The 23,387-nt window shown below is 57.2% G+C and carries 19 protein-coding genes; 13 read left to right on the forward strand and 6 right to left on the reverse strand.

What is annotated here, in order from left to right:
* Window positions 1-104 precede the first annotated feature (104 nt).
* Window positions 105-2,933, reverse strand: coding sequence for an excinuclease ABC subunit UvrA (uvrA, locus tag OKC27_RS20165; RefSeq protein WP_270694180.1), 2,829 nt, complete (start codon window positions 2,931-2,933; stop codon window positions 105-107).
* 373 nt (window positions 2,934-3,306) lie between these two features.
* Between uvrA and OKC27_RS20170 the strand changes: the two genes are divergently transcribed.
* Window positions 3,307-3,894 (forward strand): single-stranded DNA-binding protein, encoded by a 588-nt coding sequence (locus OKC27_RS20170; RefSeq protein ID WP_270694182.1) that lies wholly within the window; start codon window positions 3,307-3,309, stop codon window positions 3,892-3,894.
* A gap of 134 nt (window positions 3,895-4,028) precedes the next feature.
* The gene (locus OKC27_RS20175) at window positions 4,029-4,784 is read left to right on the forward strand and encodes a substrate-binding periplasmic protein (RefSeq protein WP_232093578.1); all 756 of its coding nucleotides are present in this window, start codon (window positions 4,029-4,031) and stop codon (window positions 4,782-4,784) included.
* A 104-nt stretch (window positions 4,785-4,888) separates the two neighbouring features.
* On the opposite strand, the gene OKC27_RS20180 is transcribed toward OKC27_RS20175, so the two are convergent.
* A complete protein-coding gene (locus OKC27_RS20180; RefSeq protein ID WP_111809286.1) occupies window positions 4,889-5,011 on the reverse strand; it encodes a hypothetical protein in 123 nt (40 codons plus the stop codon).
* A 464-nt stretch (window positions 5,012-5,475) separates the two neighbouring features.
* On the opposite strand from OKC27_RS20180, the gene OKC27_RS20185 reads away from it, so the two are divergent.
* The 8 genes from OKC27_RS20185 to OKC27_RS20220 all read left to right on the forward strand — a co-directional run bounded on the left by OKC27_RS20185 (window position 5,476) and on the right by OKC27_RS20220 (window position 13,191).
* The gene (locus OKC27_RS20185; protein ID WP_139710703.1) at window positions 5,476-6,378 is read left to right on the forward strand and encodes a cation diffusion facilitator family transporter; all 903 of its coding nucleotides are present in this window, start codon (window positions 5,476-5,478) and stop codon (window positions 6,376-6,378) included.
* Between the two features lie 146 nt (window positions 6,379-6,524).
* Window positions 6,525-6,809: a DUF3811 domain-containing protein gene (yjbD, locus tag OKC27_RS20190; RefSeq protein ID WP_042063489.1), complete on the forward strand. Its 285-nt coding sequence runs from the start codon at window positions 6,525-6,527 to the stop codon at window positions 6,807-6,809.
* A gap of 595 nt (window positions 6,810-7,404) precedes the next feature.
* Entirely contained in the window at window positions 7,405-7,617 is a 213-nt protein-coding gene (gene cspE, locus OKC27_RS20195) for a transcription antiterminator/RNA stability regulator CspE (protein ID WP_005316548.1), read from the forward strand.
* Window positions 7,618-7,923: 306 nt separating this feature from the next.
* The gene (locus OKC27_RS20200; protein ID WP_269475275.1) at window positions 7,924-9,282 is read left to right on the forward strand and encodes an NCS2 family permease; all 1,359 of its coding nucleotides are present in this window, start codon (window positions 7,924-7,926) and stop codon (window positions 9,280-9,282) included.
* Between the two features lie 238 nt (window positions 9,283-9,520).
* Entirely contained in the window at window positions 9,521-10,591 is a 1,071-nt protein-coding gene (dhaK, locus tag OKC27_RS20205; protein ID WP_182938344.1) for a dihydroxyacetone kinase subunit DhaK, read from the forward strand.
* 9 nt (window positions 10,592-10,600) lie between these two features.
* Complete coding sequence (gene dhaL, locus OKC27_RS20210; protein WP_042063486.1) at window positions 10,601-11,230, forward strand: dihydroxyacetone kinase subunit DhaL; 630 nt, start codon at window positions 10,601-10,603, stop codon at window positions 11,228-11,230.
* 1 nt (window position 11,231) lies between these two features.
* The gene (gene dhaM / locus OKC27_RS20215; RefSeq protein ID WP_042063485.1) at window positions 11,232-11,948 is read left to right on the forward strand and encodes a dihydroxyacetone kinase phosphoryl donor subunit DhaM; all 717 of its coding nucleotides are present in this window, start codon (window positions 11,232-11,234) and stop codon (window positions 11,946-11,948) included.
* A 160-nt stretch (window positions 11,949-12,108) separates the two neighbouring features.
* Window positions 12,109-13,191, forward strand: coding sequence for a glycerol dehydrogenase (locus tag OKC27_RS20220; protein WP_042063484.1), 1,083 nt, complete (start codon window positions 12,109-12,111; stop codon window positions 13,189-13,191).
* A gap of 94 nt (window positions 13,192-13,285) precedes the next feature.
* Here the strand turns inward: OKC27_RS20220 and dhaR are convergent, their stop codons facing one another.
* The 4 genes from dhaR to OKC27_RS20240 form a co-directional block, all read right to left on the reverse strand.
* Window positions 13,286-15,187 carry a dihydroxyacetone kinase operon transcriptional regulator DhaR gene (gene dhaR, locus OKC27_RS20225; protein ID WP_182938346.1) on the reverse strand — a complete coding sequence of 634 codons (1,902 nt, stop codon included), beginning with the start codon at window positions 15,185-15,187 and terminating at the stop codon, window positions 13,286-13,288.
* A 178-nt stretch (window positions 15,188-15,365) separates the two neighbouring features.
* Complete coding sequence (locus OKC27_RS20230; protein WP_042063483.1) at window positions 15,366-17,672, reverse strand: hypothetical protein; 2,307 nt, start codon at window positions 17,670-17,672, stop codon at window positions 15,366-15,368.
* A 140-nt stretch (window positions 17,673-17,812) separates the two neighbouring features.
* Window positions 17,813-18,883 carry a LuxR C-terminal-related transcriptional regulator gene (locus tag OKC27_RS20235; protein WP_197070601.1) on the reverse strand — a complete coding sequence of 357 codons (1,071 nt, stop codon included), beginning with the start codon at window positions 18,881-18,883 and terminating at the stop codon, window positions 17,813-17,815.
* 289 nt (window positions 18,884-19,172) lie between these two features.
* Window positions 19,173-20,072: a LysR family transcriptional regulator gene (locus OKC27_RS20240; RefSeq protein WP_042062198.1), complete on the reverse strand. Its 900-nt coding sequence runs from the start codon at window positions 20,070-20,072 to the stop codon at window positions 19,173-19,175.
* Window positions 20,073-20,227: 155 nt separating this feature from the next.
* On the opposite strand from OKC27_RS20240, the gene OKC27_RS20245 reads away from it, so the two are divergent.
* The 3 genes from OKC27_RS20245 to OKC27_RS20255 all read left to right on the forward strand — a co-directional run bounded on the left by OKC27_RS20245 (window position 20,228) and on the right by OKC27_RS20255 (window position 23,205).
* On the forward strand, window positions 20,228-21,364 hold the full coding sequence (locus tag OKC27_RS20245) for an agmatine deiminase family protein (protein ID WP_270692461.1): 1,137 nt from the start codon (window positions 20,228-20,230) through the stop codon (window positions 21,362-21,364).
* Window positions 21,365-21,703: 339 nt separating this feature from the next.
* A complete protein-coding gene (locus OKC27_RS20250; protein ID WP_234603994.1) occupies window positions 21,704-22,360 on the forward strand; it encodes a hypothetical protein in 657 nt (218 codons plus the stop codon).
* 377 nt (window positions 22,361-22,737) lie between these two features.
* Window positions 22,738-23,205, forward strand: coding sequence for a GNAT family N-acetyltransferase (locus OKC27_RS20255; protein ID WP_234603996.1), 468 nt, complete (start codon window positions 22,738-22,740; stop codon window positions 23,203-23,205).
* Window positions 23,206-23,387: the final 182 nt, after the last annotated feature.

The raw sequence follows: 23,387 nt of genomic DNA on the forward strand, positions 1-23,387 counted from the left end.
AAGCCAAGGCCCCAGAGGTATAGTGTGAAAAAAGCCAATAAAAACAATGCCAGTCAGGCTTAACTGACTGGCATTAGGGCCAAAGGCCCCCCGATTATAACGGTTTATCTGGTCAATAGCGGTCGCAAAAAACGTGCTGTATGAGACTCTTTATGGCCGCATATCTCTTCTGGCGTCCCCGTCACCAGAATTCGGCCGCCACCGGCCCCCCCCTCCGGCCCCAGATCGACGATCCAGTCGGCAGTTTTCACCACGTCCAGGTTGTGCTCGATGATGACGATGGTATTACCGCGATCCCGCAACTGGTGCAGTACCTTGAGCAGTTGCTGGATGTCGTGGAAGTGCAACCCGGTGGTCGGCTCGTCCAGAATATAGAGGGTCTGACCGGTATCCCGCTTGGAGAGCTCCCGCGCCAGCTTGACACGCTGCGCCTCGCCGCCAGAGAGAGTGGTCGCTGACTGACCAAGGCGAATGTAAGAGAGGCCCACATCCATCAGGGTCTGCAACTTGCGCGCCACTGCCGGCACCGGATCGAAGAACTCGCGGGCATCTTCCACAGTCATGTCGAGGATCTCGTGGATGTTCTTGCCCTTGTATTTCACCTCCAGGGTCTCGCGGTTATAGCGCTTGCCCTTGCAGACGTCGCAAGGCACGTAGACATCCGGCAGGAAGTGCATCTCCACCTTGATGACCCCATCCCCCTGACACGCCTCGCAGCGACCGCCCTTGACGTTGAAGGAGAAACGGCCCGGCTGGTAACCGCGCGAGCGAGCCTCCTGGGTGCCGGAGAGCAGTTCGCGGATCGGGGTAAACAGGCCGGTATAGGTGGCCGGGTTGGAGCGCGGCGTACGACCGATGGGGCTCTGATCGATGTCCACCACCTTGTCCAGATGCTCCAGCCCCTCGACGCTGCGATAGGGCGCAGGCGTAGACTCGGTCGCCTTGTTCAGTTCACGGTGGGCGATACGGAACAGGGTGTCGTTGATCAGGGTGGACTTGCCGGAGCCGGAGACGCCGGTGACGCAGGTCATCACCCCGATCGGCAGATCCAGGTTGACGTTACGCAAATTGTTGCCGCTCGCCCCCTTGAGTTTCAACCACTTGCCTGTGAGCGGCGTGCGCTCGGCCGGGATGGCGATCTGCTTGCGGCCAGAGAGATAGTCACCGGTCAGCGACTCCGGATTGTCGATGATCTGCTGGGGGGTGCCCTGCGCAACAATTTCGCCACCGTGCACGCCAGCGCCCGGGCCGATATCGAGCACATGGTCGGCGAGGCGAATGGCATCCTCATCGTGCTCCACCACGATCACCGTGTTACCAAGATCGCGCAGATGAGTGAGGGTCTTGAGCAACCGCTCATTGTCGCGCTGGTGCAGGCCGATGGAAGGTTCATCCAGCACATACATGACCCCTACCAGACCGGCACCGATCTGACTCGCCAGCCGAATGCGCTGGGCTTCACCACCGGAGAGGGTCTCTGCGCTACGCGACAGGCTCAGGTAGTTGAGGCCGACGTTCACCAGGAAGCCGAGTCGTTCAACGATCTCTTTCAGGATCTTCTCGGCAATCTGGGCGCGCTGGCCGGTCAGGTTCAACCCTTCAAAGAAGGCGAGCGCATCACCGATAGACTGCTCGGCGATGGCGGGCAGGTTGCGGTTGTCGACGAAGACATGACGCGCCTCTTCCCGCAGTCGGCTGCCACCGCAGCTGGTACAGGATTTGTTGGCGATGTATTTGGATAGCTCTTCGCGCACCGAGTTGGACTCGGTTTCCCGATAGCGCCGCTCCATGTTGTGCAGGATCCCCTCGAACGGGTGCTTGCGCACCACTACATCGCCGCGATCGTTCATATAACGGAACTCGATCTCGGTGCGGCCGGAACCACGCAGGATCACCTCCTGGGTCTTCGGCGGAAGATCTTCCCACGGCGTATCCAGATCGAACTTGTAGTGATCGGAGAGGGATTTCAGCATCTGGAAGTAATAGAAGCTGCGCTTGTCCCAGCCGCGGATGGCGCCGTTGGCCAGGCTGATGGCAGGATCGCCGATCACCTTGGCCGGGTCGAAATATTGCTGCACCCCGAGGCCGTCACAAGTCGGGCAGGCACCGGCCGGGTTGTTGAAGGAGAAGATGCGCGGCTCCAGCTCCGACATGGAGTAGCCGCACTCCGGGCAGGCGAAGTTGGCGGAGAAGGTCATGGGGGCAACCCCCTCCTCTCCATCCATCGGCACGACCTGCACGATGCCACCGGAGAGGGTCAGCGCCGTCTCGAACGACTCGGCCAGCCGCAGTGCCAGGTCATCGCGCACCTTGAAGCGATCCACCACCACCTCGATGGTGTGCTTCTTGTGCAGTTCCAGCGCGGGCGGGTCGGAGAGATCGCACACCTCGCCGTCGATGCGGGCACGGATGTAGCCCTGCGCTGCCAGATTCTCCAGCAGCTTGGCGTGTTCCCCCTTGCGATCGCGCACCACCGGAGCCAGCAGCATCAACTTGCTCCCCTGTGGCTGGGCCAGCACCTGATCCACCATCTGGCTGATGGTCTGGGCGGCGAGTGGAATGGCATGAGTCGGGCAACGAGGCTCACCGACCCGGGCAAACAGCAGACGCAGGTAGTCGTAGATTTCGGTGATGGTGCCGACAGTCGAGCGCGGGTTGTGGGAGGTGGACTTCTGCTCGATGGAAATGGCGGGCGAGAGTCCCTCGATATGGTCGACGTCCGGCTTCTCCATCAGGGAGAGGAACTGGCGGGCATAGGCGGAGAGGGACTCCACATAGCGGCGCTGCCCCTCTGCATAGAGGGTATCGAACGCCAGAGAGGATTTGCCCGAACCTGAGAGGCCGGTGACCACGATCAGCTTGTCGCGGGGCAGGGTCAGATTGATGTTCTTGAGGTTATGGGTGCGAGCACCCCGGACCACGATCTTTTCCATCTTGTTGCACGCTCGATACAGAAACCTGAGCGAGTCAGTATGGCATAGAGACTACTGGATGAATAGACAGGCATTATCTATCGCCATCATCCTTTTTCACGATGAACAACAGCGCCGTCATCCCCTGACCAAGCAGGGGGCCCCACCCTCAATCCATGCCAGCAACCGCTCGCCCGCGGAGTGATCAACTGTTACTATTGGGGGCTAAACGTGAGCCAGGTAATGGATAAACATCAGCCTGATTGCTGCAACGGATATAGAAAAACTATGTTGTTCAATATGATAACAACATGGGGAAAGATAAAAGCGCGGTAACTCATTTGGTTGGCCCAGGCTTTCAGTCTGGCCGGAATATAAAGGTGGAAGAGAGATTATGGCCAGTCGAGGCATCAATAAAGTCATTCTGATCGGTAACCTCGGGCAAGACCCGGAAGTACGCTACATGCCGAGTGGCGGTGCTGTGACCAACATTACTCTGGCTACCTCTGAAACCTGGCGCGACAAGCAGACCGGTGAGCAGAAAGAGCGTACCGAATGGCACCGCGTTGTCTTCATGGGCAAACTGGCCGAAGTGGCTGGCGAGTACCTGAAGAAGGGCTCCCAAGTCTATGTCGAAGGCAAACTGCAAACCCGCAAATGGCAAGATCAGAGCGGCCAGGAGCGCTATACCACTGAAGTGCTGGTCGACAGCTTCACTGGCGTGATGCAGATGCTGGGTGGCCGTCCGCAAGGCGGTCAGGGCATGGGCCAGAACATGGGTGGCCAATCCCAGGGTAACTGGGGTCAGCCGCAGCAGAGCATGCCTGCCCAGCAGCCGATGAACCAGCAGCGCCCGGCGCCGGCTCCGCAGCAAATCATGCAGCCGCAAGGCGGTTATGGCCGTCCTGCCCAGCAGCCACAATCTGCACCGCCGGTATATAACGAGCCGCCGATGGATTTCGACGACGATATCCCCTTCTAAGAACAGACATATTAAAAAGACCCTGATAAAACAGGGTCTTTTAAATTCAAGCCGAGCACCTCTACCAGCAGGGAAGAGTATTCTATTAGTGACGGCCCATATTCAGCCATGAACCGGCGCCACAGGAGCACTTGATGAAAGGTGCGATGAAACCGATTGCCCGGATGCTGCTATTGCTGGCGATTTTTCTCCCCGAACAACTACTGGCACAACCGCTCAAGGTAGGAGTCAGCTTTGCCATCCCTCCTTATGTCATCGAAGGCGATAACCGCGGCATCGAGCTGGATCTGTTGAAAGAGGCGTTCGCCGGTAGCGGCTATGATCCCAGCTTTGAATATCTGCCGCTGGAGCGCACCTTCCGCCTGTTCGAGTCAGGCAAGCTGGATGCCATTATCAACGTCAGACGCGGCATGGTTGATACCCTCTTTCTGACCCGCCCCGTCATTACCTTCCATAACCGGATCTTCAGCCTGCGCACTACCCATATCAGTACCCTGGACGATCTGCATTCAAAACGAGTCACCGCCTTTCAACGGGCAAGGATCATTCTGGGGGGCGAGTTTGCCACCATGGCCAACCAGAATCCCCACTATGAGGAGGTGGCCAAGCAGCAGGGACAGGTGCACCAGCTGATGCGCGGCAGGGTGGATGCAGTCGTACTGGAGGAGCGGGTGTTCTACTACTATCTGGACCAACTGATCGCCACGGCGCAGGCTGGCGAACGCTACGAGCGCAACCAGGTCAGGCAAGCGGACCTCTTCCCACCCACTGTCTATCACTTCGCCTTTCGCTCGGCTGATGCCCTCAAGTTGTTCAACGATCGTCTCGAGGCAATGAAAAAGGATGGCAGTTATCAGCGAATTTTCGAGCTGTACGGCGCCAAGCCCTAGACATTCATCAGTTCAAGACGACAGCCCCGAACCCGGAAACATAAAAGCCAGCCCATTACAGGCTGGCTTTGTACTGGCTCCGAAGGAACAGCAGTAAAGGAGCGTTACTTCATTGCGCTGCCGTTTTTCAGATCTGCTTTCTGACGTTTGGCTTCGCGTTTCTCTTTCAGTGACATCTGCGGTTTTTTCTTGGCATCTTTGCCGTTGTGATGTTCTTTGTTACTCATCATCAAACTCCAAAAATGTTACCCAGACAGTTGGTTCCTCATGGGAGCCAGCATGCCATCCGAATCATCAACTTCAGTACGCTTGGTGGGATGGTGCAAGACCATCACCAGACCCAGCATACCCTCCAGCGGCATCCGGATCCAGCCTCATTCTCGCCCAAAAAATGCAGTGCTCAGCCCCCGGAACACTGACGCCACACAACCTCGACAGGAAAGACCAAAAAAGAGTAATTCGCATTATTAAATGTTGTCACGCTTATATTAATGCATCACTTTCGAGATATTTTTACGGATAAATATAAACTCCGCCCATTATTTATTGCCGTTCAAGCAACCACCATTTTCATAAGCATTCGCAATATCACCAGAAACATCAGGTTACAACACCGAATAGGTTATTTCCGGTCAGCCAGATATAATGCGCGCCGCACCGAAATATCCGTTTTTATTCAGGAAGCTGTGACATGAACAGAAAAACCAGAGCCGCCATGGTGTCGGTCTGCTCCAATATCAGTCTGATTATCATGAAGGTCGTAGCCGGTTTCGCCAGTGGCTCGGTCAGTATCATCTCGGAGGCCATCCACTCCGCGATGGATCTGGTCGCCGCCCTGATCGCCCTGTTCGCAGTAAAAAAATCCGATCTCCCGCCCGATGAGCGTCACCCCTATGGCCACGACAAGATTGAAAATGTCTCCGGCGTCATCGAAGCACTGCTTATCTTGCTGGCCGCAGGCTGGATCATCTTCGAAGCCGTCGACAAGCTAATCTCTCCCAGCCCCATCGAGAGCATTGGCTGGGGCGTACTGGTGATGGTGATCTCGGCGCTGGTCAACAGCGGGGTATCGGCTTACCTATATAAGGTCGCCAGAGAGGAGGAGTCGGTCGCGTTGGCCGCCGATGCGCTCCATCTCAAGGCTGACGTGCTCACCTCCGCCGGGGTGGCCGCCGGTCTTGGCGGCATCTGGCTAGCCGGTCTGTTCGGTCACTCCCTCGCCATCCTCGACCCGCTGGTCGCCATTGCCGTCGCCATCTTTATTGTCAGAGAGGCGATCAGCATGCTCAACGAGGCCTTCCAGCCGCTGATCGACCAGAGCATGAGCCCGGAAGAGCTGGCGATGACCAGCCGCATCATCACCGAGTGCTGTCCCGCCGCCAGCGGTTTTCACGATCTGCGCAGTCGTCGTGCCGGTCGTCGCCGCCATATCGACTTTCACCTCACTCTGCCCCCGCAGATGAGCATCGGCGAAGCCCACGACATTTGTGATCGCATCGAACACGCCATCATGCAACAACTGCCCCACGCCATTGTGCTGATCCACGTCGAGCCGGAGGAGCAAGGAGTGCCATCCCCACTCGCCATAAACTGAAATGTGGCAAACAGGCGGGAAAGTGGCAGCGAAATAACGGAGATCTGGCACAAACCCGCATTTTTGCGGCCTAAATGCCGATTGCATAAGAAGTGATCGGCACAACTGTGTTAGGGTATCTAACCCCCCTGCCGCAGGAGCGCGCCGTGAAAAAGCTGGAAATGAAAGATCTGACCGAGGCTGAAAAAGCCGAGATAGCCTTGTTATTGCAAAAGGCACAAGCCAATGCAGACCACCAGCTGACCAACGGAGAGCGGAACAAGATCCGCGAAGAGGGTCGCCTGAAGATTGTGGCCGACCGCGCCGAAGCGGCCAAGGTAGCCTCCAAGCTGGCCCGCGAGAAAGCCAAAGAACGCGCCAAAAATCAGGTACTGCCAGAAACCTTCAGCTGGATCGACTCGGTCAGCAACAAGTTTCGCAGCAAGCGCTGACCCCCAGCTTCCAAAACGCCCGCTCGCACTAGATGCCAGCGGGCGTTTGCATTTCTGGCCCGCGCACGATGAATCCGATTTGCTCTTGTTAACTGGTTCACTGCTCTGGCGTTCATCCCGGCGTCAAATGGTTGCTTGGCATGACGGGCTCGACACCCAAGCAAACTGACGCCCCAGCCATCGCCACCCTTTCGTTTTTTTCATATTTTTTGCCAGAACTGGCTACATAGTCAGGACAAAAAAGCCAAACTCGGGTTTCTACAGGGTAAGGCGAATCCTTGCTGATTTCGCTATGCAGTTGAAATACATCATGTTTACTATAAAAGATGAGATTTTCGGTTGTTACAAAACATTAATATCGAGATAAAGTTTGCTTTAAAAATGAGAGCGTGTTTTAATCTTTCTCGATGGTTCGGCAGTTCAGACCTGATTATGTTAGGCAGTCATTTTAGTAAAGCAGTGATTAGCATAAGCGTTATCCTAGGATAATTCTTATCAAATAATTCTCCTTCTTTAGTGCTCCCCATACGTATTGCTGACGAAAAATCAAAAATTGCCATTTAGGTGGCATTCAACACTATTTAAGGAAATTATTATGTCTAACAAAATGACTGGTACCGTTAAGTTCTTCAACGCTGAGAAAGGTTTTGGTTTCATCTCCCCGGCTGACGGCAGCAAAGACGTGTTCGTACACTTCTCCGCTATCCAGTCCACCAGCTTCAAAACCCTGGACGAAGGTCAGCGCGTTGAGTTCACCATCGAGCAAGGCCAGAAAGGCCCGGCTGCTGCCAACGTAGTTGGTCTGTAATTCAAGCCTGAGCATGCCGCTGATGGCTCACGCCAATCGCTGACAGCTCTGCAAGAATTAAAAAAACCCGCCTAGGCGGGTTTTTTGTTGTTCCCCGTTTTTTTCCTCACTGTTCTCCCACCGACCAACCATTTGATCCCTTCCTTACACCACTCTCACCGCTTGAGTCTGACAAAGAGTTCCAAGTGAGCTCAAAATGTAAAATAGTGACGAAAAAGTCAGGTTATCCGCTGTATTTGCCGCGAATTCTTGCTATTTTGCGCGCCACAAAAGCAAACGATTTCCTTCACACTTTCAGGATAAGTTATGGCAAAGCAAGATATGGCCGCCAATCGAGCACAGGGCGGCTTTTTGGACTCTTATTTTTCCATTTCTGCGCGCGGCAGTAGTGTGCGCCAGGAGCTGTTGGCCGGTTTGACCACCTTCCTGGCCATGGTCTACAGCATCATAGTGGTGCCGAACATGCTGGGTGCTGCCGGTTTTGAGCAGGGCCCCGTCTTCGTGGCAACCTGTTTGATCGCCGCCTTCGGCTCCCTGCTGATGGGCCTGTGGGCCAAGCTGCCAATGGCCATCGGTTGCGCCATCTCCCTCACCGCCTTTACCGCGTTCAGTCTGGTACTGGGTCAGGGACTGAGCATTCCGGTCGCGCTGGGCGCCATCTTCCTGATGGGTGTGCTGTTTACCCTGATCAGCGTCACCGGCGTGCGCCAGTGGATCCTGGATAACCTCCCCTCCGGCATCGCCCACGGTACCGGCATAGGTATCGGTCTGTTCCTGCTACTGATCGCCACCAACGGCGTCGGCATGGTGATCAAGAACGAAGGGGCCGGTCTGCCGGTTCAACTGGGTGAAGTGACCTCCTTCCCGGTCATCATGACAGTGCTGGGTCTGGCCGCCATCTTCGGTCTGGAGCGTCGCAAGGTGCCGGGCGGCATCCTGATGGTGATCATCGCCATCTCCATCCTCGGCCTTATCTTCGACCCGAAAGTGACCTGGCAGGGCTTCTTCGCCATGCCGAGCCTGACTGGTGAAAAAGGTTCGCTGGTAGGCAGCATGGATCTGCTGGGCGCCCTCAATCCGGTGGTGATCCCGACCGTGCTGGCGCTGGTGATGACCGCCGTGTTTGACGCCACCGGCACCATCCGTGCCGTGGCCGGTCAGGCGGGCCTTATCAACGAACGTGGCCACATCATCAGCGGCGGCAAGGCACTGACTGCCGACTCCGTCAGCAGCATGGTGGCTGGCGTGGTGGGTGGTGCTCCGGCGGCCGTCTACATCGAATCCGCCGCAGGCACCGCAGCCGGTGGCAAGACCGGACTGACCGCTGCGCTGGTCGGCGTGCTGTTCCTGCTGATGATCTTCCTCTCCCCGCTGAGCTATCTGGTACCGGCTTACGCCACCGCACCGGCCCTGATGTACGTCGGTCTGCTGATGCTGGGTAACGTCACCAAGCTGGACTTCAGCGACTCGGTCGATGCCCTCGCTGGCATGCTGTGCGCCGTCTTCATCGTGCTGACCTGCAACATCGTGACCGGCATCATGCTGGGCTTCGTGGCACTGGTCGTTGGTCGCATCTTCGCTGCCGAGTGGAAGAAGCTGAACGTCGGCACCGTCATCATCGCTCTGGCGCTGGTGATCTTCTATGCCGGTGGCTGGGCCATCTAACCTGCCCGTATATTCCGGTTATAGCGAAGGGCCCTGCGGGGCCCTTTTTCATGGCTGTGAGGCCGCTAACAGTTTCCCGCCCGTTTGCCCCGCGTCGTTTCAAATTGAAACACCAACCTCCCTTCAGCTGTTTCAAATCCGAACCAAACCGACCGTCATTTTTATCCTTTTTTCTGTCGTTAGACTGGCTCCATCAACCATTTGCCCACCCGTGCGGTGGCAAGCCAAGGAGTGAGCCATGAAGAAACTGATCAATGCCGTCGATGCTGTGGTCCGTGAACAACTGATGGGGATGGCAGCCGCCCACCCCGAGCTCAAGGTACGTATCGAACCCCACTACATCACCCGCGCCGACTCCCCCGTGATGGGCAAGGTCGCGCTGGTCTCCGGCGGTGGCAGCGGCCACGAGCCGATGCACGGCGGTCTGGTGGGCAAAGGGATGCTGGATGGCGCCTGCCCCGGCGAGATTTTTACCTCCCCGACCCCGGATCAGATGTACGAGTGCGGTCAGGCCGTTGATGGCGGCGCGGGCGTGCTGTTTCTGGTGAAGAACTACACCGGCGACGTGCTCAACTTCGAGACCGCAGTCGAGCTGCTGCACGGAGACGGCGTCAAGGTCGGCTTCTCGCTGATCGATGACGACGTGGCGGTCAAAGACAGCCTCTACACCGCCGGCCGCCGTGGCGTAGCCACTACCGTGCTATGCGAGAAACTGGTGGGGGCAGCAGCCGAGGCGGGCTATGACCTGGCCCGCTGCGAAGCGCTGGCCCGCCGCATCAACAACCAGAGCCGCACCATTGGCGTCGCCATGCATGCCTGCACCGTGCCTGCCGCTGGCAAGCCCTCCTTCACCCTGGCCGATAACGAGATGGAGTTTGGCGTGGGCATCCACGGTGAGCCCGGCATCGAGCGCCGCCCCTTCACCGACCTCAATACCCTGGTGGATGACATGTTCAGCGAGCTGGCGGACAACACCCCCTATGGGCGCACCCTGCGCCACTGGGACAGAGCCTCCGGCAGCTGGCAGGAAGAGCACACCTTTATCGAACCGCTCAACAAGGGCGATCGGGTCATCGCGCTGGTCAACAGCCTCGGCGGTACTCCCATCTCCGAGCTCTATGGCGTCTATGGTCGCCTCGCTACCCTGTGCGAAGAGGCAGGCATCCATCTGGTGCGCAACCTGATTGGCCCCTACTGCACCTCCCTCGACATGACCGGCATATCCATCACCCTGCTCAAGGTGGATGATGAGCTGATGACCCTGTGGGATGCCCCCGTTCACACCCCCGCCCTGCGTCGCGGCTGCTAAGGAGAACCCATGTTAAGCAAGCATCACATCGTCAACTGGCTGCTCGACTGCGAACACATCTTTACCGAGCAGCGTGACTACCTCACCGCGCTGGATACCGACATCGGCGACGGCGACCACGGCCTCAACATGCAGCGCGGCTTTGCCAAGGTGGCCGAGAAGCTGCCTGCAGTGGCGGACAAGGATATCGGTCAGGTGCTGAAAACCACCGGCATGACCTTGCTCTCCTCGGTCGGTGGCGCCAGCGGCCCGCTCTACGGCACCTTCTTTATCCGGGCGGCGGCCAGCACCGATGCCTGCCAAAGCCTGAGCCTCAGCCAGCTGTGCAAAATGCTGAGCGACGGGGTTGAGGGGATCGTCTCCCGCGGCCGCGCCGAGCCGGGCGACAAGACCATGTGCGACGCCTGGTGGCCAGCACTGGCGGCCCTGCAACAGGCGCAGCAGCAAGAGCTGCCCCTCAACGATGCGCTGGACAAGGCTGTAGCGGCCGCAGCAGCCGGTACCGAGGCCACCATCCAGATGCAGGCCCGCAAGGGGCGCGCCAGCTATCTTGGCGAGCGCAGCATCGGCCATCAGGATGCCGGGGCCACCTCGACCCTGCTGCTGCTGACCGCCCTGCGTGACAGAGCGAGGTTGTGACATGATCGGAATCGTAGTTGTCTCTCACAGCGCCATGCTGGCGGCCGGATTGAAAGCGCTGGCCGACCAGCTGGGCAGCCCGGTCAAGTTGCTGCTGGCGGCCGGGGTCGATGACCCCGACCACCCCATCGGCACCGATGCCATCGCGGTGATGAGTGCGATTGAAGAAGCGGACGATGGCAACGGCGTGCTGGTACTGATGGACTTGGGCAGCGCCCTGCTCAGCGCCGAAACCGCCCTCGAACTGCTGCCTCCCGAGCTGAGCGCCCGGGTACGGCTCTGCCCGGCCCCCTTAGTCGAGGGCACCCTTGCCGCCGTGGTGGCAGCCGGTTCCGGCCTGACGCTGGATGAGGTGGCCGCCGAGGCGCTCGGTGCCCTTGGCCCGAAACAGGCGATGCTGCCCGCCAGCCCGGCGCAGGCCGCCACGGAGAGGGCCCCTGTTGCTGACGACGGCTGGCTGCGCTGCGAAGTGGTAGTAGACAATCCCCACGGCCTGCATGTGCGCCCCGCCGCCCGACTGGTGGCCGCCCTCAAACCCTTTGCCGCGGAACTCAAGCTGCAAAAGGGGGACAAAGAGGCCAACCCCCGCAGCCTGACCCGGCTCGCCATGCTCAACGTGCGTCAGGGCGACACGCTCACCCTGCTGGCGCGTGGGGAAGATGCCACCGCCGCATTGACCTGCTTCCAGCAACTGGCCGACGAGCGTTTCGGCGACTGACGCCGCACGCCACTGTTTCAAGGGGCTGCACTCGCTCGCTGAGCCTGTGCAGCTCCACTTTCGTGCAAGTAAAAGAAGACGAAGGAGTCCCCGGCACTGCCGCCCCTTCGCCCCTGTTAGTTTCAAAAGAAGTCTTATGAACTAGAGAGAGGGAAAGAATATGGACCGCATTATCATCAGCCCCAGCAAATACGTGCAAGGCAACGGGGCCCTCGCCAATATCGGCAACTACGTTAAAGCGCTCGGCAGCAAGCCGCTCATTCTGGCCGACGCCTTCGTCACCAAGCTGGTGGGCGATACCGTGGCCACCAGCTTCCACGGCGCAGGCATCAAGCCGGAGTTCGACTGCTTCAACGGCGAGTGCTCCCGCCCCGAGATCGACCGCCTGCTGGCCCGCTGCAACCAGACCCAGTTTGACGTCATCATCGGCATCGGCGGCGGCAAGACGCTGGATACCGCCAAGTCGGTCGCCTTCTACCAGAAAGTGCCGGTGGTCATAGTGCCCACAATCGCCTCCACCGATGCCCCCACCAGTGCGCTGGCGGTCATCTACACCCCGGAAGGGCAGTTCAGCGAATACCTGATGATCCCGACCAACCCCAACATGGTCATCATGGATACCGGCGTGATCTCCCGCGCTCCGGTGCGGCTCTTGGTCTCCGGCATGGGGGATGCACTCTCCACCTACTTCGAGGCCCGTGCCAACAAGGTGTCCGGTTGCCAGACCATGGCCGGTGGTGCCTCCACGCTGGCGGCGCAGGCCATCGCCGAGCTCTGCTACAAGACCCTGCTGGCCGATGGCTACAAGGCCAAGCTGGCGGTGGAACAGGGGCTCTGCACCAAGGCGGTGGAGAACATCATCGAGGCCAACACCTACCTGAGCGGTATCGGCTTCGAGAGCAGCGGGCTGGCCGCCGCCCACGCCATCCACAATGGTCTGACCCAGCTCGCCGAGTGTCACCACCTCTACCACGGTGAGAAAGTGGCGTTCGGTACCCTGGTGCAGCTGGTGCTGGAGAACGCGCCGATGGCGGAGATCGAGACAGTGCTGGGTTTCTGCCGCTCGATCGGTCTGCCGACCAACCTGCATATGATGGGGGTCAAGGAGCTGGATATGGCGCGCCTGATGGATGTGGCCAAAGCCTCCACCGCCGAGGGCGAAACCATTCACAACATGCCGTTCAAGGTCACCGCCGAGGATGTGCTGGCGGCCATCGTCACCGCCCACCAGTTGGGGCTGTAATCGCGCCACTGCTGACCTTGCCATATAACACGGCCCCGCAACTGCGGGGCCGTTTCATTTTCAGCGGGCCGGTTCGCAACGGCCTGAATAACCGTCAGCCGTGATAGTCGGCGGGATCGATCTCAAGCAGTTTCAGTCGCCGCCACAGGGTAGTGCGACTGATGCCAAGATGTTGGGCCATCTGGCTCACCTGCCCCTTGCAGGCGTGAGCGCAGCGCAAGATGGCTTGCCGCTCCAGCTCCGCCAGCGTGAGCAGCGGTTGCCCCACCACCTCGTCCGCCACCCGCTGATAGCCGTGCCGAATGGCAGCGGGCAGCGCCTCCGGCGGGATCGGCCCCTGACCGGCGTGAAGCAGCGCATGCTCGACGGCGCTGCGCAGCTCCCCCAGATTGCCGGGCCAGGGATAGGCGAGCAGACAATCGAGGGCCGCCGGACTGAACTGGCGCACCGGCTCGCGCCCCTGCGCCGCCAGCTGCTGGCTGATCAGGCCCGGCAGATCGGCCGCGCGCTCCCGCAATCCCGGCAGCCACAGCTCGCACGCCTGCAAGGCATAGAGCAGCTGGCGGCCAAACAGCCCCTCCTGCACCAGCTGCTCCAGCGGGGCGCTGCTGGTGGCGATGATCCGCACCTTGAGCGGCAGGATACGGGCCGAATCGAAGCGCTGGATGCGGCCGGTCTTGAGCAGTTGCAGCAGCGCCGCCTGCATGGGGGCGGAGAGGCACTCCACCTGCTCCAGCACTAACGTGCCACCGTGGGCCAGCTCGAACTTGCCCGCCCGCTCCTGCCCCGCCTCGTCGGAGCCCATCAGCTCCAGCGCCATCCGCTCGCTCGGCAGCGCCTTGCAGTTGAGGGTAATGAGCGGCCCGGCGGCCCGCTCGCTGCCAAAATGGATCGCCTCCGCCAGCTGGGCCTTGCCCACCTCCTCCTCGCCGCGCAGCAGGATCGGCCCCTGACTCTGGGCCGCCTGCCGGGCGTAGCGCAGCAGCTTGCGCATGGCGCTCGACTCCCCCACCAGTGCCGACAACTCGGGCACCGTCTGGCGCAGCTGATGGATGGCCCGCAGCCGATCGACCGGGTGCAGCAGGGCGATAAAGCTGACCCCCTCCGGCCCCGGCAACGGCTTGAGGCTCACCAGCGCATTGATAAACTCCCCCTCCTGCGCGCCGAGCCGCTCCAGCGTCACCTCCACATGGCTGAGCGGCGTCTGCCCCCTGATGGCCAGCTGCAACCGCTGGGGCAACAGCAGGTGCTGCTCCAGCGGCTGACCGAGACAGAGCGCCGGATCGAGCCGCAGCCGTTGGGCCGCCAGCGCGTTGAGGTAACGCAGCCGCCCCTGCGGATCCCAGGCCAGTACGCCGTCATCCATGCCATCGAGCAGGGCGTAGAGCTCGCTCAGGTGGTGCTGGGACTCCTGCATCAGGGTCTCCATCTGCAGCAGATGGGCCAGCTCGCGCCCGGCGCTGACGGTGAGCGCCAGATCGCCGGCGCTCGCCTCCTCCACCTTGCAGATCAAGGCGATGATAGCGACCTGACGGCCATTGCTGTTGTAAACCGGACTGGCGCAACTGTGCCACGGGTGCAGGGTCTGGTTGAAGTGCTGGGGGCCACTGACGCAGAGCGGCACTCCCTCCAGCGCCGCCAGATTGATGGCATTGGTGCCGATGCGACCCTCGCTGAAGAAGGCGCCGGGGCCAAACCCCAGCGCCGCCAGCTCGCGCAGGGTGTCGGGGTGACCGGTCTGTGCCAGCAGGCAGCCGCTCTCGTCGGTGAGCAGCAGGGCGCAGGGGCGCCCCTCCATGAATTCGTAGAGATCCTCGAGCGCCATCTCGCCGGTGGTGAGCAGGTCGCGCTTGCGCTGGCGCAGGCTCTGCAAAGTCTGCCCCTTGGCGCTGTGGGGCGGATGCCAGAGGGTGGCACTGGTCTGGTGGGCGCAGCGCAGCCAGGATGCCTGCAGATAGTCAGGCCAAGAGAGCAGCGGCTGAAGGTCAGATGGCATGGTCACAGCAATATCCGGCAAAAAGATAAGCCGTCATTTAACCACGCCCTCCCCGCAGATTCAGTGACCTGCCTCAGAGGGTGGCAACCACAGCGCCAGAGATGTAGTCCGTAACACATGCATAACGGGGCCCTCGCGAGCCCCGTTGCCACATCGTTTATATCGCCTCCTTGGCAATTCAAGGGGCCATGGCTACATCAGCATCGACTTCACGCAGGTACAGTGTTGTGAGTGGATCCGTGTCACTCCAGCGGCGAAATGTCATGATCCCTTTCACCGGGTCAACACTGTCAAGCGAAGTAATACGTTGCTCCCAGCAGGTCCACCAGGCACAGGGTTCCGAACCTATTCCTTTCAGGAGTACCAGAGAAGCCATGCCACCCGCCTGTTGTAACAACAGGTCCTGTGTGCCGACACGCTGACCATTCACTGTCATTTTTTGTTTGCCAGAGGCACCAAGCCAGCCGTCGTTTGTCACCAGGTAGCCTTTGAACCCGGTGGTAAACAGAGGACCAGACAGCGCAACTTGGTCATAAACCCCCAATCCGGGCAGCTCAGCAGCAGTAATTTGTGCAAAACTCTTACCTTGTGCCAGCAGCGCGAGAACTTTACCTGGGAGATCGAGCACCTCTTGGCTACCCCACTCGGCAAAGTTATGCCCTATCCACCACCCTTTCATTGCATCCCCATCAACTTTGTGACGACGCATGACCTTGAACTCCTGACCAATATCGTCACGGTTGAAGTCATATCCATCCAGCGCAATGTGCTGCCAGGTAACATGGATCTGATGCTCGTCGGAAGAAACTTCTTTTTGTTTTGCTTTGTACTGGTGAAACAGGTAGCCATCCGGGTGCGTATCATCGATCTTGCGCAGCTGTTTCTCCTCATCCAGCAAATAGCGCTTCCCTTCGGTGGTTAACTGTTGCAGCCCATCTCCCAAGGGGACATGTTCGACTACAGTTTCGTACCAGTAAGGTAAACGAGTGCCAGTGTGGAAGTTGTAATCAGCATACTCTTCGAACGAGTCATCAAGAGGGTTGGCCCAGACAATTTTGCCAGACTCATAACGTGTCGTGCCATTTTGGCGGCTGAGCAGTGACTCTCGCTGATTGATGGTGCCATCAGCGTTCCAATCATTCTCATATGTGGTACGTACACCATCAGAGTCTTTAACGTAATGCTCCAACCGGCGGAAACCGGGTTGTCCCGGATTGTCCAGCTTGAACCAGTTACGAGTCGGGGCATCGGTTTTGTACTCAATCATCTCGATGTCGTGGCCTGTGGCATTGCCAGTTTTCGTCCACATCTGAACAAAATCGATAGTGCTGTAATCCTGTGCTGCGAACTCAGTTCGCAAGTCTCGCCCTTCATTTATCCGGGTGGGATCATTGCACTGATATTCATTCAGCTCTTTGCAGTTGGTGTCCTCGTCAAAATATTCCACCCACTTGGTGTCATTCCCCACACTCAGCGATTGCCCCTTGAAGTTTCGCTCGCCATCTTTGTTAAAGTCATGTTCCCATTTGGCATAGCGCTCGATAGTTCCGTCAGCTTTACGTGTGGTCTCCAGGCTCCATGTGGTAGCGATCAGTGGCTTACCATTGTATCTCTCATAATCGTTGGCATTTTTATCCCAGTAATATTTGGTCCCCTGGCTTACCTCGACACCGCCCTCAGTTTTACGGGTGGAAAACTCGATGGTGAATGTTGCCTTATGAGTGTTGTAGTCGATTTCACTCTTCAGGGTGGGATTGCCCTGAACAGTGATTTGTTCATCCGTCAATTTGTCGTAAATAGCTGTAGCTTCACCGGTTTTATTGTTCAGCGCCAAAAGCAGGACATCCTGTTTGTCTGCCTCTGCAGGCAATGAGGCTGGCAGGGCATCGGCGATCACTTTGGCAATAAACAGTGCCCGACCATCTCCCAATGCGACAAAGTCTGCATCCAGCATGGTCGAGGAAATACCAAGCCTCTGGGCCAGCACCTCCCGAGCCTGTACCGGGTCGTTATATTTCAGTGTTTCGAGATACAGTAACGTGGTCAGAGGCGATACGATTCTTACTGTACCACTGCTGCCTGAGCCTGCAGGAGCAATCATAGTAAAGGCGGTGTCAACCGGTCCCCGTTCCAGATCTACTGTTTCACCGAGAATGGTTTCCACATACACATTGGCGCTCAATTGGCCTGGCTCAAGAGTGAACAGAGCTCTCCCCTCGCTATCTGACTTGGCGAAAGGCTCTGCTGCATCACGCAGGCTATTTCCATTAAGATCGACCCACACCAGAGCACCCTGTAACACACCATCAATTGCTCTTATCTGAAGCGTGGTTTTAGTCTCTGGTGGCGTTGTACTGTCACTACTACTGTCTCCGCCACCACAACCGGCAAGCGCGGTAATGATGCTTGCTGCCAGCCATGATTTAGTAAAAAGTTTCATACGTCCCCCAGTCCCTGACTTTTTATATTGCTTGCTGTCATCCATGGCAGATACATCGACAGACCCCTTGTAATACTTGATAGGCCGCTTTAACGACTGTGTTGGTTATAGGCGCCTGGTGAACAAACCGCATCCCCCTATCGGGGGAGCGGTTGCGTGTGAGGGGAGAGAAAATAGCGGTGTGCTTAATGAGATATATTGAACAGCAAGTTAAGTAGATCGTTTTGATTATTAGTGTCGGTTTTATGCAACAGTGTTTTTATTTGGCTTTTTACAGTCTCTAAAGAGACCCCTCGAAGGCGAGCGACCTCTGCTCCGGTCAGACCACGCGAGAGCAGGGTAAGTACATCCTGTTCGCTCTTGGTCAAACAATAAAGTAGCTCCATACGTTGCAGGTGCCGTTCATGCTCCCATCGAGGATCAATCAACATCAATTCAAACCATCCGCTGGGCTCTGGCAGTGGAGTCCATTCGAGGATCACCTGATGAGACTCTGACAGAGACAGAACAAGACGCCCTTCAGTTCCACGGCTCAACGATTCCCGCCAAAGAGGTCGCCAGCGAGAAGGGATGACCAGTTGATGGTCAACAGGGTTCTGTGTGATGTGATATTCACCTAGCGCCTGCTGCATGGCGCGATTGGTCAATTGTAGATGCCCATATTGATCCACTACAGCGCGTGGGCGATTATCACGCTCCAGCAGTGCCGTCAGTAGTATACGTTCCTCATTGAACCTCTGACGTCGACGATAACTTCTGGCCCAGCAGCCAAGTCCGTTGGAGAGCCATTGCAACATCTGTTGCTCAGCCGGAGTGAAAGGGGGTTGAGTCTTATCCCGATGGAGGGTGATCGCAAACTCGTCCCGGGTACTCAGAGGAACCAGAATGCACAGGGCATAACGAGCTTGAAAACGCGGCACCATCTCTTCCTTGAACACTGGATTGTCGATGCGCTCAAAGTTCAAGAGTTGATCAACGATGGCCGCCTTGCCAACCAGCATGTGCTGCATATAGGTGTTGAGAAAAACATCATCAGCCATGCGTTCAAAATAAAAGGCCAGATCAGAGCGAGAATAGCTTTTGGTCCAGACGATGGCATCTTCAGGGGTTTGTCTGGGGGCCAATACCACGCTAGCAGCGGATGCATTGAACAGAGATCTCAACTCATCAAATATTTTGCACAGGAGGTCATAGTCTTGCTCAGCCTCGTAGAGACGCCCCTGCAATTCCAGTAACTTCGAGATATAAATTGCCATACACACCAACCTCCATTGTCAGCGTGATGATATGGGACTCTACCTATTTTGGCGGATACAGGACCCGGTGACAGAGAGGCTGTGTATTTATGTGATCTGTGGCGAAAGATATCTGGTCAGATTATTGAAAATTGCCTCTTCTCATCATGAAGGCCTCATTGGAGGCATAGCGGGCAGTGCCAACCCATCTGACAGAAACCCATCCCACCCAATTTTTCAGACGACATCGAGCCTACGTCACCTAGCACACAACTTAGCCAGAATGGCTATCCCGATTCAGTGACCTGCCTCAGAGGGTGGCAAGCCCGTCATCTTCCCGGTCCGGTTCACCGTCGGCAAATTGCTGGCCGAGCCAGTGATAGAAGGCGCGGCACTCCGGCATCCCCTCGCTCTCCTGATGCACCAGCAGATCCCACTGCGGCCCCTTGACCCGACGGGTGGAGAGCGGCAACAGCAACCCCTGCTGACGAGCGGGACGGGAGAGCAGTTCGCTCACCAGCGCCACACCGAGTCCGGCGCTGGCCGCCTCCAGCAGCAGGCCGGGATCGGAGAAGTTGAGTCCCCGGGTCTGCAGGTGCAGATCCTCTCCCCCTCTCAGCGTCCAGTGATGCCAATCCAGCTCCCGCTCGCCATGCAGGGTGGTGCGCTCCTCCGCGGGCCGTGACAACACGGTTGCGGTAGCCACCGGCAGCAAGCGATCTGCCAGCAGGTGCTGATGGCGACACTCGGCCTGCGGCGCGAGATCCCAGCGCAGGGTGAGATCAATGGTCTGCTCGGCCATGTCGGGCTCTTCGTCGCTGGTAAACAGCCAGAGATCGATATCGGGATGCTGGCGATGAAACTCCCCCAATCGCGGCAGCAGCCAGTGGCGGGCGATGGCGGTGCTGGTGTTGAGCACCAGCTGGTTCGGTTTGCGGTACTGCTCCAACCGCTGGATCCCCATCGCCAGCTGCAACAGCACGCTCTGGGTGGTCTCCAGCAGATCCTGCCCCGCATCGGTCAGCGCGACCGAGCGCCCCTGCCGGTGAAACAGCGGCTGGCCGAGTAGCTCCTCCAGCGAGCGGATCTGCTGGCTGATGGCGGACTGGGTCAGGTGCAGCTCCTGCGCCGCCTGATGAAAACTACCGAGTCTGGCCGCCGCCTCAAAGCCCCGCAGCACGTTGAGCGGGGGCCACTGCTTGAACACCATTGATTAGCTCCACTTATCACTTTTACGGAAAATCGATCGTTTGTTCGCCGCCACGGCCACGGATAGTCTATTACTCAACGCAATTCGATTAACAGCGCTTGTCACTTCCGGTCAATCAGCGACAGCAAAGAGCGCCCTCATTCAAGGAGTTTTCCATGCCATCCCGACGCAACGTATTGAAACAGCTGGCGGCCATCGGCGTGCTGGCCGGGCTCAGCAACCTGCCGGGCAAGGTGTACGCGGCCAGCGGCAATGCCGATGAGGATGCTGCCAACACCAGCGGCAAGCAATTCCATATGCCCGATGAAGCCGCTCCTCAGGCGCAGGTCTGGGTCGCCTTTGCCGCCAGTGCCGATATCTGGGGTCGCGACTACAAGGAGGTGCAGACCACCATCGGGCGGCTGGTTCAAGCCATGACCCCTTACACCAAGGTGAGCGTGCTCTGCCGCGAAGAGGAGGAGGCGCTGGCCCGCAAGCTCTGTGGCGAGCAGAACACCCGCTTTATCGTCGCCGAGCTGGACGATATCTGGCTGCGCGATACCGGCGGCGTCTTCGTTCAGAACGGCGAAGGGGAGCTGGGGCTGGTGGATTTCAACTTTAACGGCTGGGGTGACAAGCAGGAGTACGAACAGGATGCGGGCGTCGCCGAGCTGGTCAGCAAGCAGGCGGATGCTCACTATCTGCAGAGCACGCTGACTGGCGAGGGGGGCGGCATCAAGGTGGATGGCAACGGCACCGCCATCATGACCGAGAGCTGCTGGCTCAACAGCAACCGCAACCCGGGGGTGAGCAAGGCGCAACTGGAGGCGGAGCTGAAAGCCAATCTGGGGCTGCGCAAAATCATCTGGCTGCCGGGTATCAAGGGCAAGGACATCACAGATGCCCACGTCGACTTCTACGCCCGCTTTGTGCGCCCCGGGGTGGTGGTGGTCAATCTGGACAACGATCCGGAATCTCACGACTACGAGGTGACCCGCCAGCATCTGGCCATCCTCAAGCAGGCCACCGATGCGGACGGCAACAAGCTGGAGCTGCATATGTTGCCGCCCCCGCTCGATGTGCGGGATAACCGCTTTAGCCGCAGCCGCGACTTTGCCGCCGGTTATATCAACTATCTGCCGATCAATGGTGCGGTGATCGCCCCCGAGTTTGGCGACAAGGCCGCCGACCGCTACTGCCATGATCTGCTGGCCAGGCTCTACCCCGGCCGCCAAATCGTGCAGATCAATATCGATCCGGTGGCCGCCGGTGGCGGCGGCATTCACTGCATCACCCTCCACCAGCCAGCCTGACCCTCCCCTACCCACTGATAACCCGGGGCGTTGCCCCGCCACGGGTTATTTATCCATACCATTTCTGTTAACCAGGGCCCCTGACCCGCTGCCGTTCGGCATATTGGCCAGCATGCCGTATGGGATGTCACCTCACTCACACTCCTGTGTAATTCAAGAAGCTGAGGGTGAGTGGCACTTTCCATTGCCACTCCAGAAGTGTATTTTCTTTAATGGAAAATAGAGTTAGCAAACCACTTTTACTATCTGTAACGCTTAGTGAACGAGACAGTTTGCCATGGCATCGGCATTACGGTGCTTAAACCTTAACATGGCGTTAATGCCTATCTGGAGTTATGAGTGTTCCGAAAGATTCTATTTGCCATAGTTTTCTTTATCCTGATTGCTCCAGTAGCTACTTATGCATTTCAATTTGGTATCGGCTTTTGGGAAAAACCGGAAGAGTGGTCTGATTTGGGAGGGTATATTGGTGGAGTTTACACACCCATTTTAACTCTGTTAACGTTGTCTGTATTATGCGTGCAAATATACTTGCAAATGGCCCAACATCGGCAGCACTTAGTGAGTCTTCAAGAAACCCAGCTAACTGAGTATTTGGGTGAATTGAACAATGAATTGGATAAAGAAGTGGGTGAGGGTCTTACACTCCGTAGCTACTTGATCGGCACATACAACACTTTAAACAGCAGTGAGCTAAATAGCATTGACTTGGCTGTTGTCAATCAACTAAACCAAGCTCATCACAAACTCTATTCAATGTGGTCAGGAGCCATGGCATGTTTGTTATATATAAAAACATGTTCAAACATTAAAAGCCTTGAATCTACTCACTATCCGATCCAGAAAAACAAAATCATTGCTTACATGGGGCCACAAGTGTGTAGCTCCTTAGATAAGCATAATTATGCCATACAACTATTACTTAGTTCATTAACCAGAACCGAGAAAATACACAATATAGAATATGAGTTTTGGATAGATAAATCGCAGCCATGAACACGGGTAGCCCGTAGGTTCGATTAGCCGCAAGGCTTAATCGGACGTTCGCGTCAATCAATTCTCCCGCTATAACGGCCACCCTGACAGGCCGCCGCTGACTCACGGAGACAGCCGTAACATTAGGACACCCACTTTCCTGAGAAAGCCGTTGTATCGCCAGCACGGCCAGGATGGATGTCCTTTTTTATCGCTCTTTTATCGATAGTATGTTTCGAAAAATTCACGCCAACATAGCAAAGCATTTCAGAATGATTCGCAACACTTGGCATTTTCGGTGTAAGGTTGGGTTTCGTGTTTACGGTGCAATGGTTTAGGTTAGGTGGCGGCGTAGCTCACCCATTAATATGGCATTATCTCGTTTTAAAGGATTAGACATGATTAAGCTCAGACCCATGATCTCAAGTGAATATCCAGCATATTGCGATTATTTTATTGATGATTACAGCCGTGAGATAGCTGATAATTATGGCCACTCAATAGATAGAGCGATAGAGTTAGCCAATCAGGAGCTTCTTCGCAGCTTTCCTAATGGCTTGGAAAGCGATAAGCATGAATTATTGTGCATCGAATCAGATTCAGAACTAGTTGGTTATTTGTGGCATTCGATTAACGCCGATGATAAATCCACGTTTATTTATGACTTCTTCATTTTCTCAAATCGTCGCAATAACGGTTATGGGAAATTGGCAATTTCTGCGTTTGAATCAAAATTAGCATCAATTGGGATTGAGCAAATTAAATTACGAGTGGCGTACCATAATCAAAGAGCGTTAAAACTGTATCAAGATGTTGGCTTTGCCATTTCTGGCTACAATATGTCAAAGAAGATAGGCTTAAATTAGGAAACCCACCTTTCTGAACAAACTCCGTATAGCCAGCCTGTAGGTTCGATTAGCCGCCAGGCGTAATCGGACGTTCGCGCAAATCAATTCGCCCGCTATCACGGCCCTTAACCATCCCCTCATATGAGCGAGGCGTGGCGCGGCTTCTGAGGTATGATCGCCATCCTTGACCAGCTAATACC

The organism is Aeromonas sp. QDB62 (genome assembly GCF_027705695.1).
Classification (GTDB): domain Bacteria; phylum Pseudomonadota; class Gammaproteobacteria; order Enterobacterales; family Aeromonadaceae; genus Aeromonas; species Aeromonas allosaccharophila.

Excerpts from the sequence above, each read along its gene's own strand:
- dhaL (WP_042063486.1), top strand. The coding sequence starts at position 10,601 with ATGTTAAGCAAGCATCACATCGTCAACTGGCTGCTCGACTGCGAACAC.
- OKC27_RS20180 (WP_111809286.1), bottom strand. The coding sequence starts at position 5,011 with ATGAGTAACAAAGAACATCACAACGGCAAAGATGCCAAGAAAAAACCG.
- dhaR (WP_182938346.1), bottom strand. The coding sequence starts at position 15,187 with ATGCCATCTGACCTTCAGCCGCTGCTCTCTTGGCCTGACTATCTGCAG.
- cspE (WP_005316548.1), top strand. The coding sequence starts at position 7,405 with ATGTCTAACAAAATGACTGGTACCGTTAAGTTCTTCAACGCTGAGAAA.
- OKC27_RS20230 (WP_042063483.1), bottom strand. The coding sequence starts at position 17,672 with ATGGATGACAGCAAGCAATATAAAAAGTCAGGGACTGGGGGACGTATG.
- OKC27_RS20245 (WP_270692461.1), top strand. The coding sequence starts at position 20,228 with ATGCCATCCCGACGCAACGTATTGAAACAGCTGGCGGCCATCGGCGTG.
- OKC27_RS20255 (WP_234603996.1), top strand. The coding sequence starts at position 22,738 with ATGATTAAGCTCAGACCCATGATCTCAAGTGAATATCCAGCATATTGC.
- OKC27_RS20185 (WP_139710703.1), top strand. The coding sequence starts at position 5,476 with ATGAACAGAAAAACCAGAGCCGCCATGGTGTCGGTCTGCTCCAATATC.
- OKC27_RS20235 (WP_197070601.1), bottom strand. The coding sequence starts at position 18,883 with ATGGCAATTTATATCTCGAAGTTACTGGAATTGCAGGGGCGTCTCTAC.
- dhaM (WP_042063485.1), top strand. The coding sequence starts at position 11,232 with ATGATCGGAATCGTAGTTGTCTCTCACAGCGCCATGCTGGCGGCCGGA.
- OKC27_RS20200 (WP_269475275.1), top strand. The coding sequence starts at position 7,924 with ATGGCAAAGCAAGATATGGCCGCCAATCGAGCACAGGGCGGCTTTTTG.
- OKC27_RS20220 (WP_042063484.1), top strand. The coding sequence starts at position 12,109 with ATGGACCGCATTATCATCAGCCCCAGCAAATACGTGCAAGGCAACGGG.
- OKC27_RS20240 (WP_042062198.1), bottom strand. The coding sequence starts at position 20,072 with ATGGTGTTCAAGCAGTGGCCCCCGCTCAACGTGCTGCGGGGCTTTGAG.
- OKC27_RS20175 (WP_232093578.1), top strand. The coding sequence starts at position 4,029 with ATGAAAGGTGCGATGAAACCGATTGCCCGGATGCTGCTATTGCTGGCG.
- uvrA (WP_270694180.1), bottom strand. The coding sequence starts at position 2,933 with ATGGAAAAGATCGTGGTCCGGGGTGCTCGCACCCATAACCTCAAGAAC.
- OKC27_RS20170 (WP_270694182.1), top strand. The coding sequence starts at position 3,307 with ATGGCCAGTCGAGGCATCAATAAAGTCATTCTGATCGGTAACCTCGGG.
- dhaK (WP_182938344.1), top strand. The coding sequence starts at position 9,521 with ATGAAGAAACTGATCAATGCCGTCGATGCTGTGGTCCGTGAACAACTG.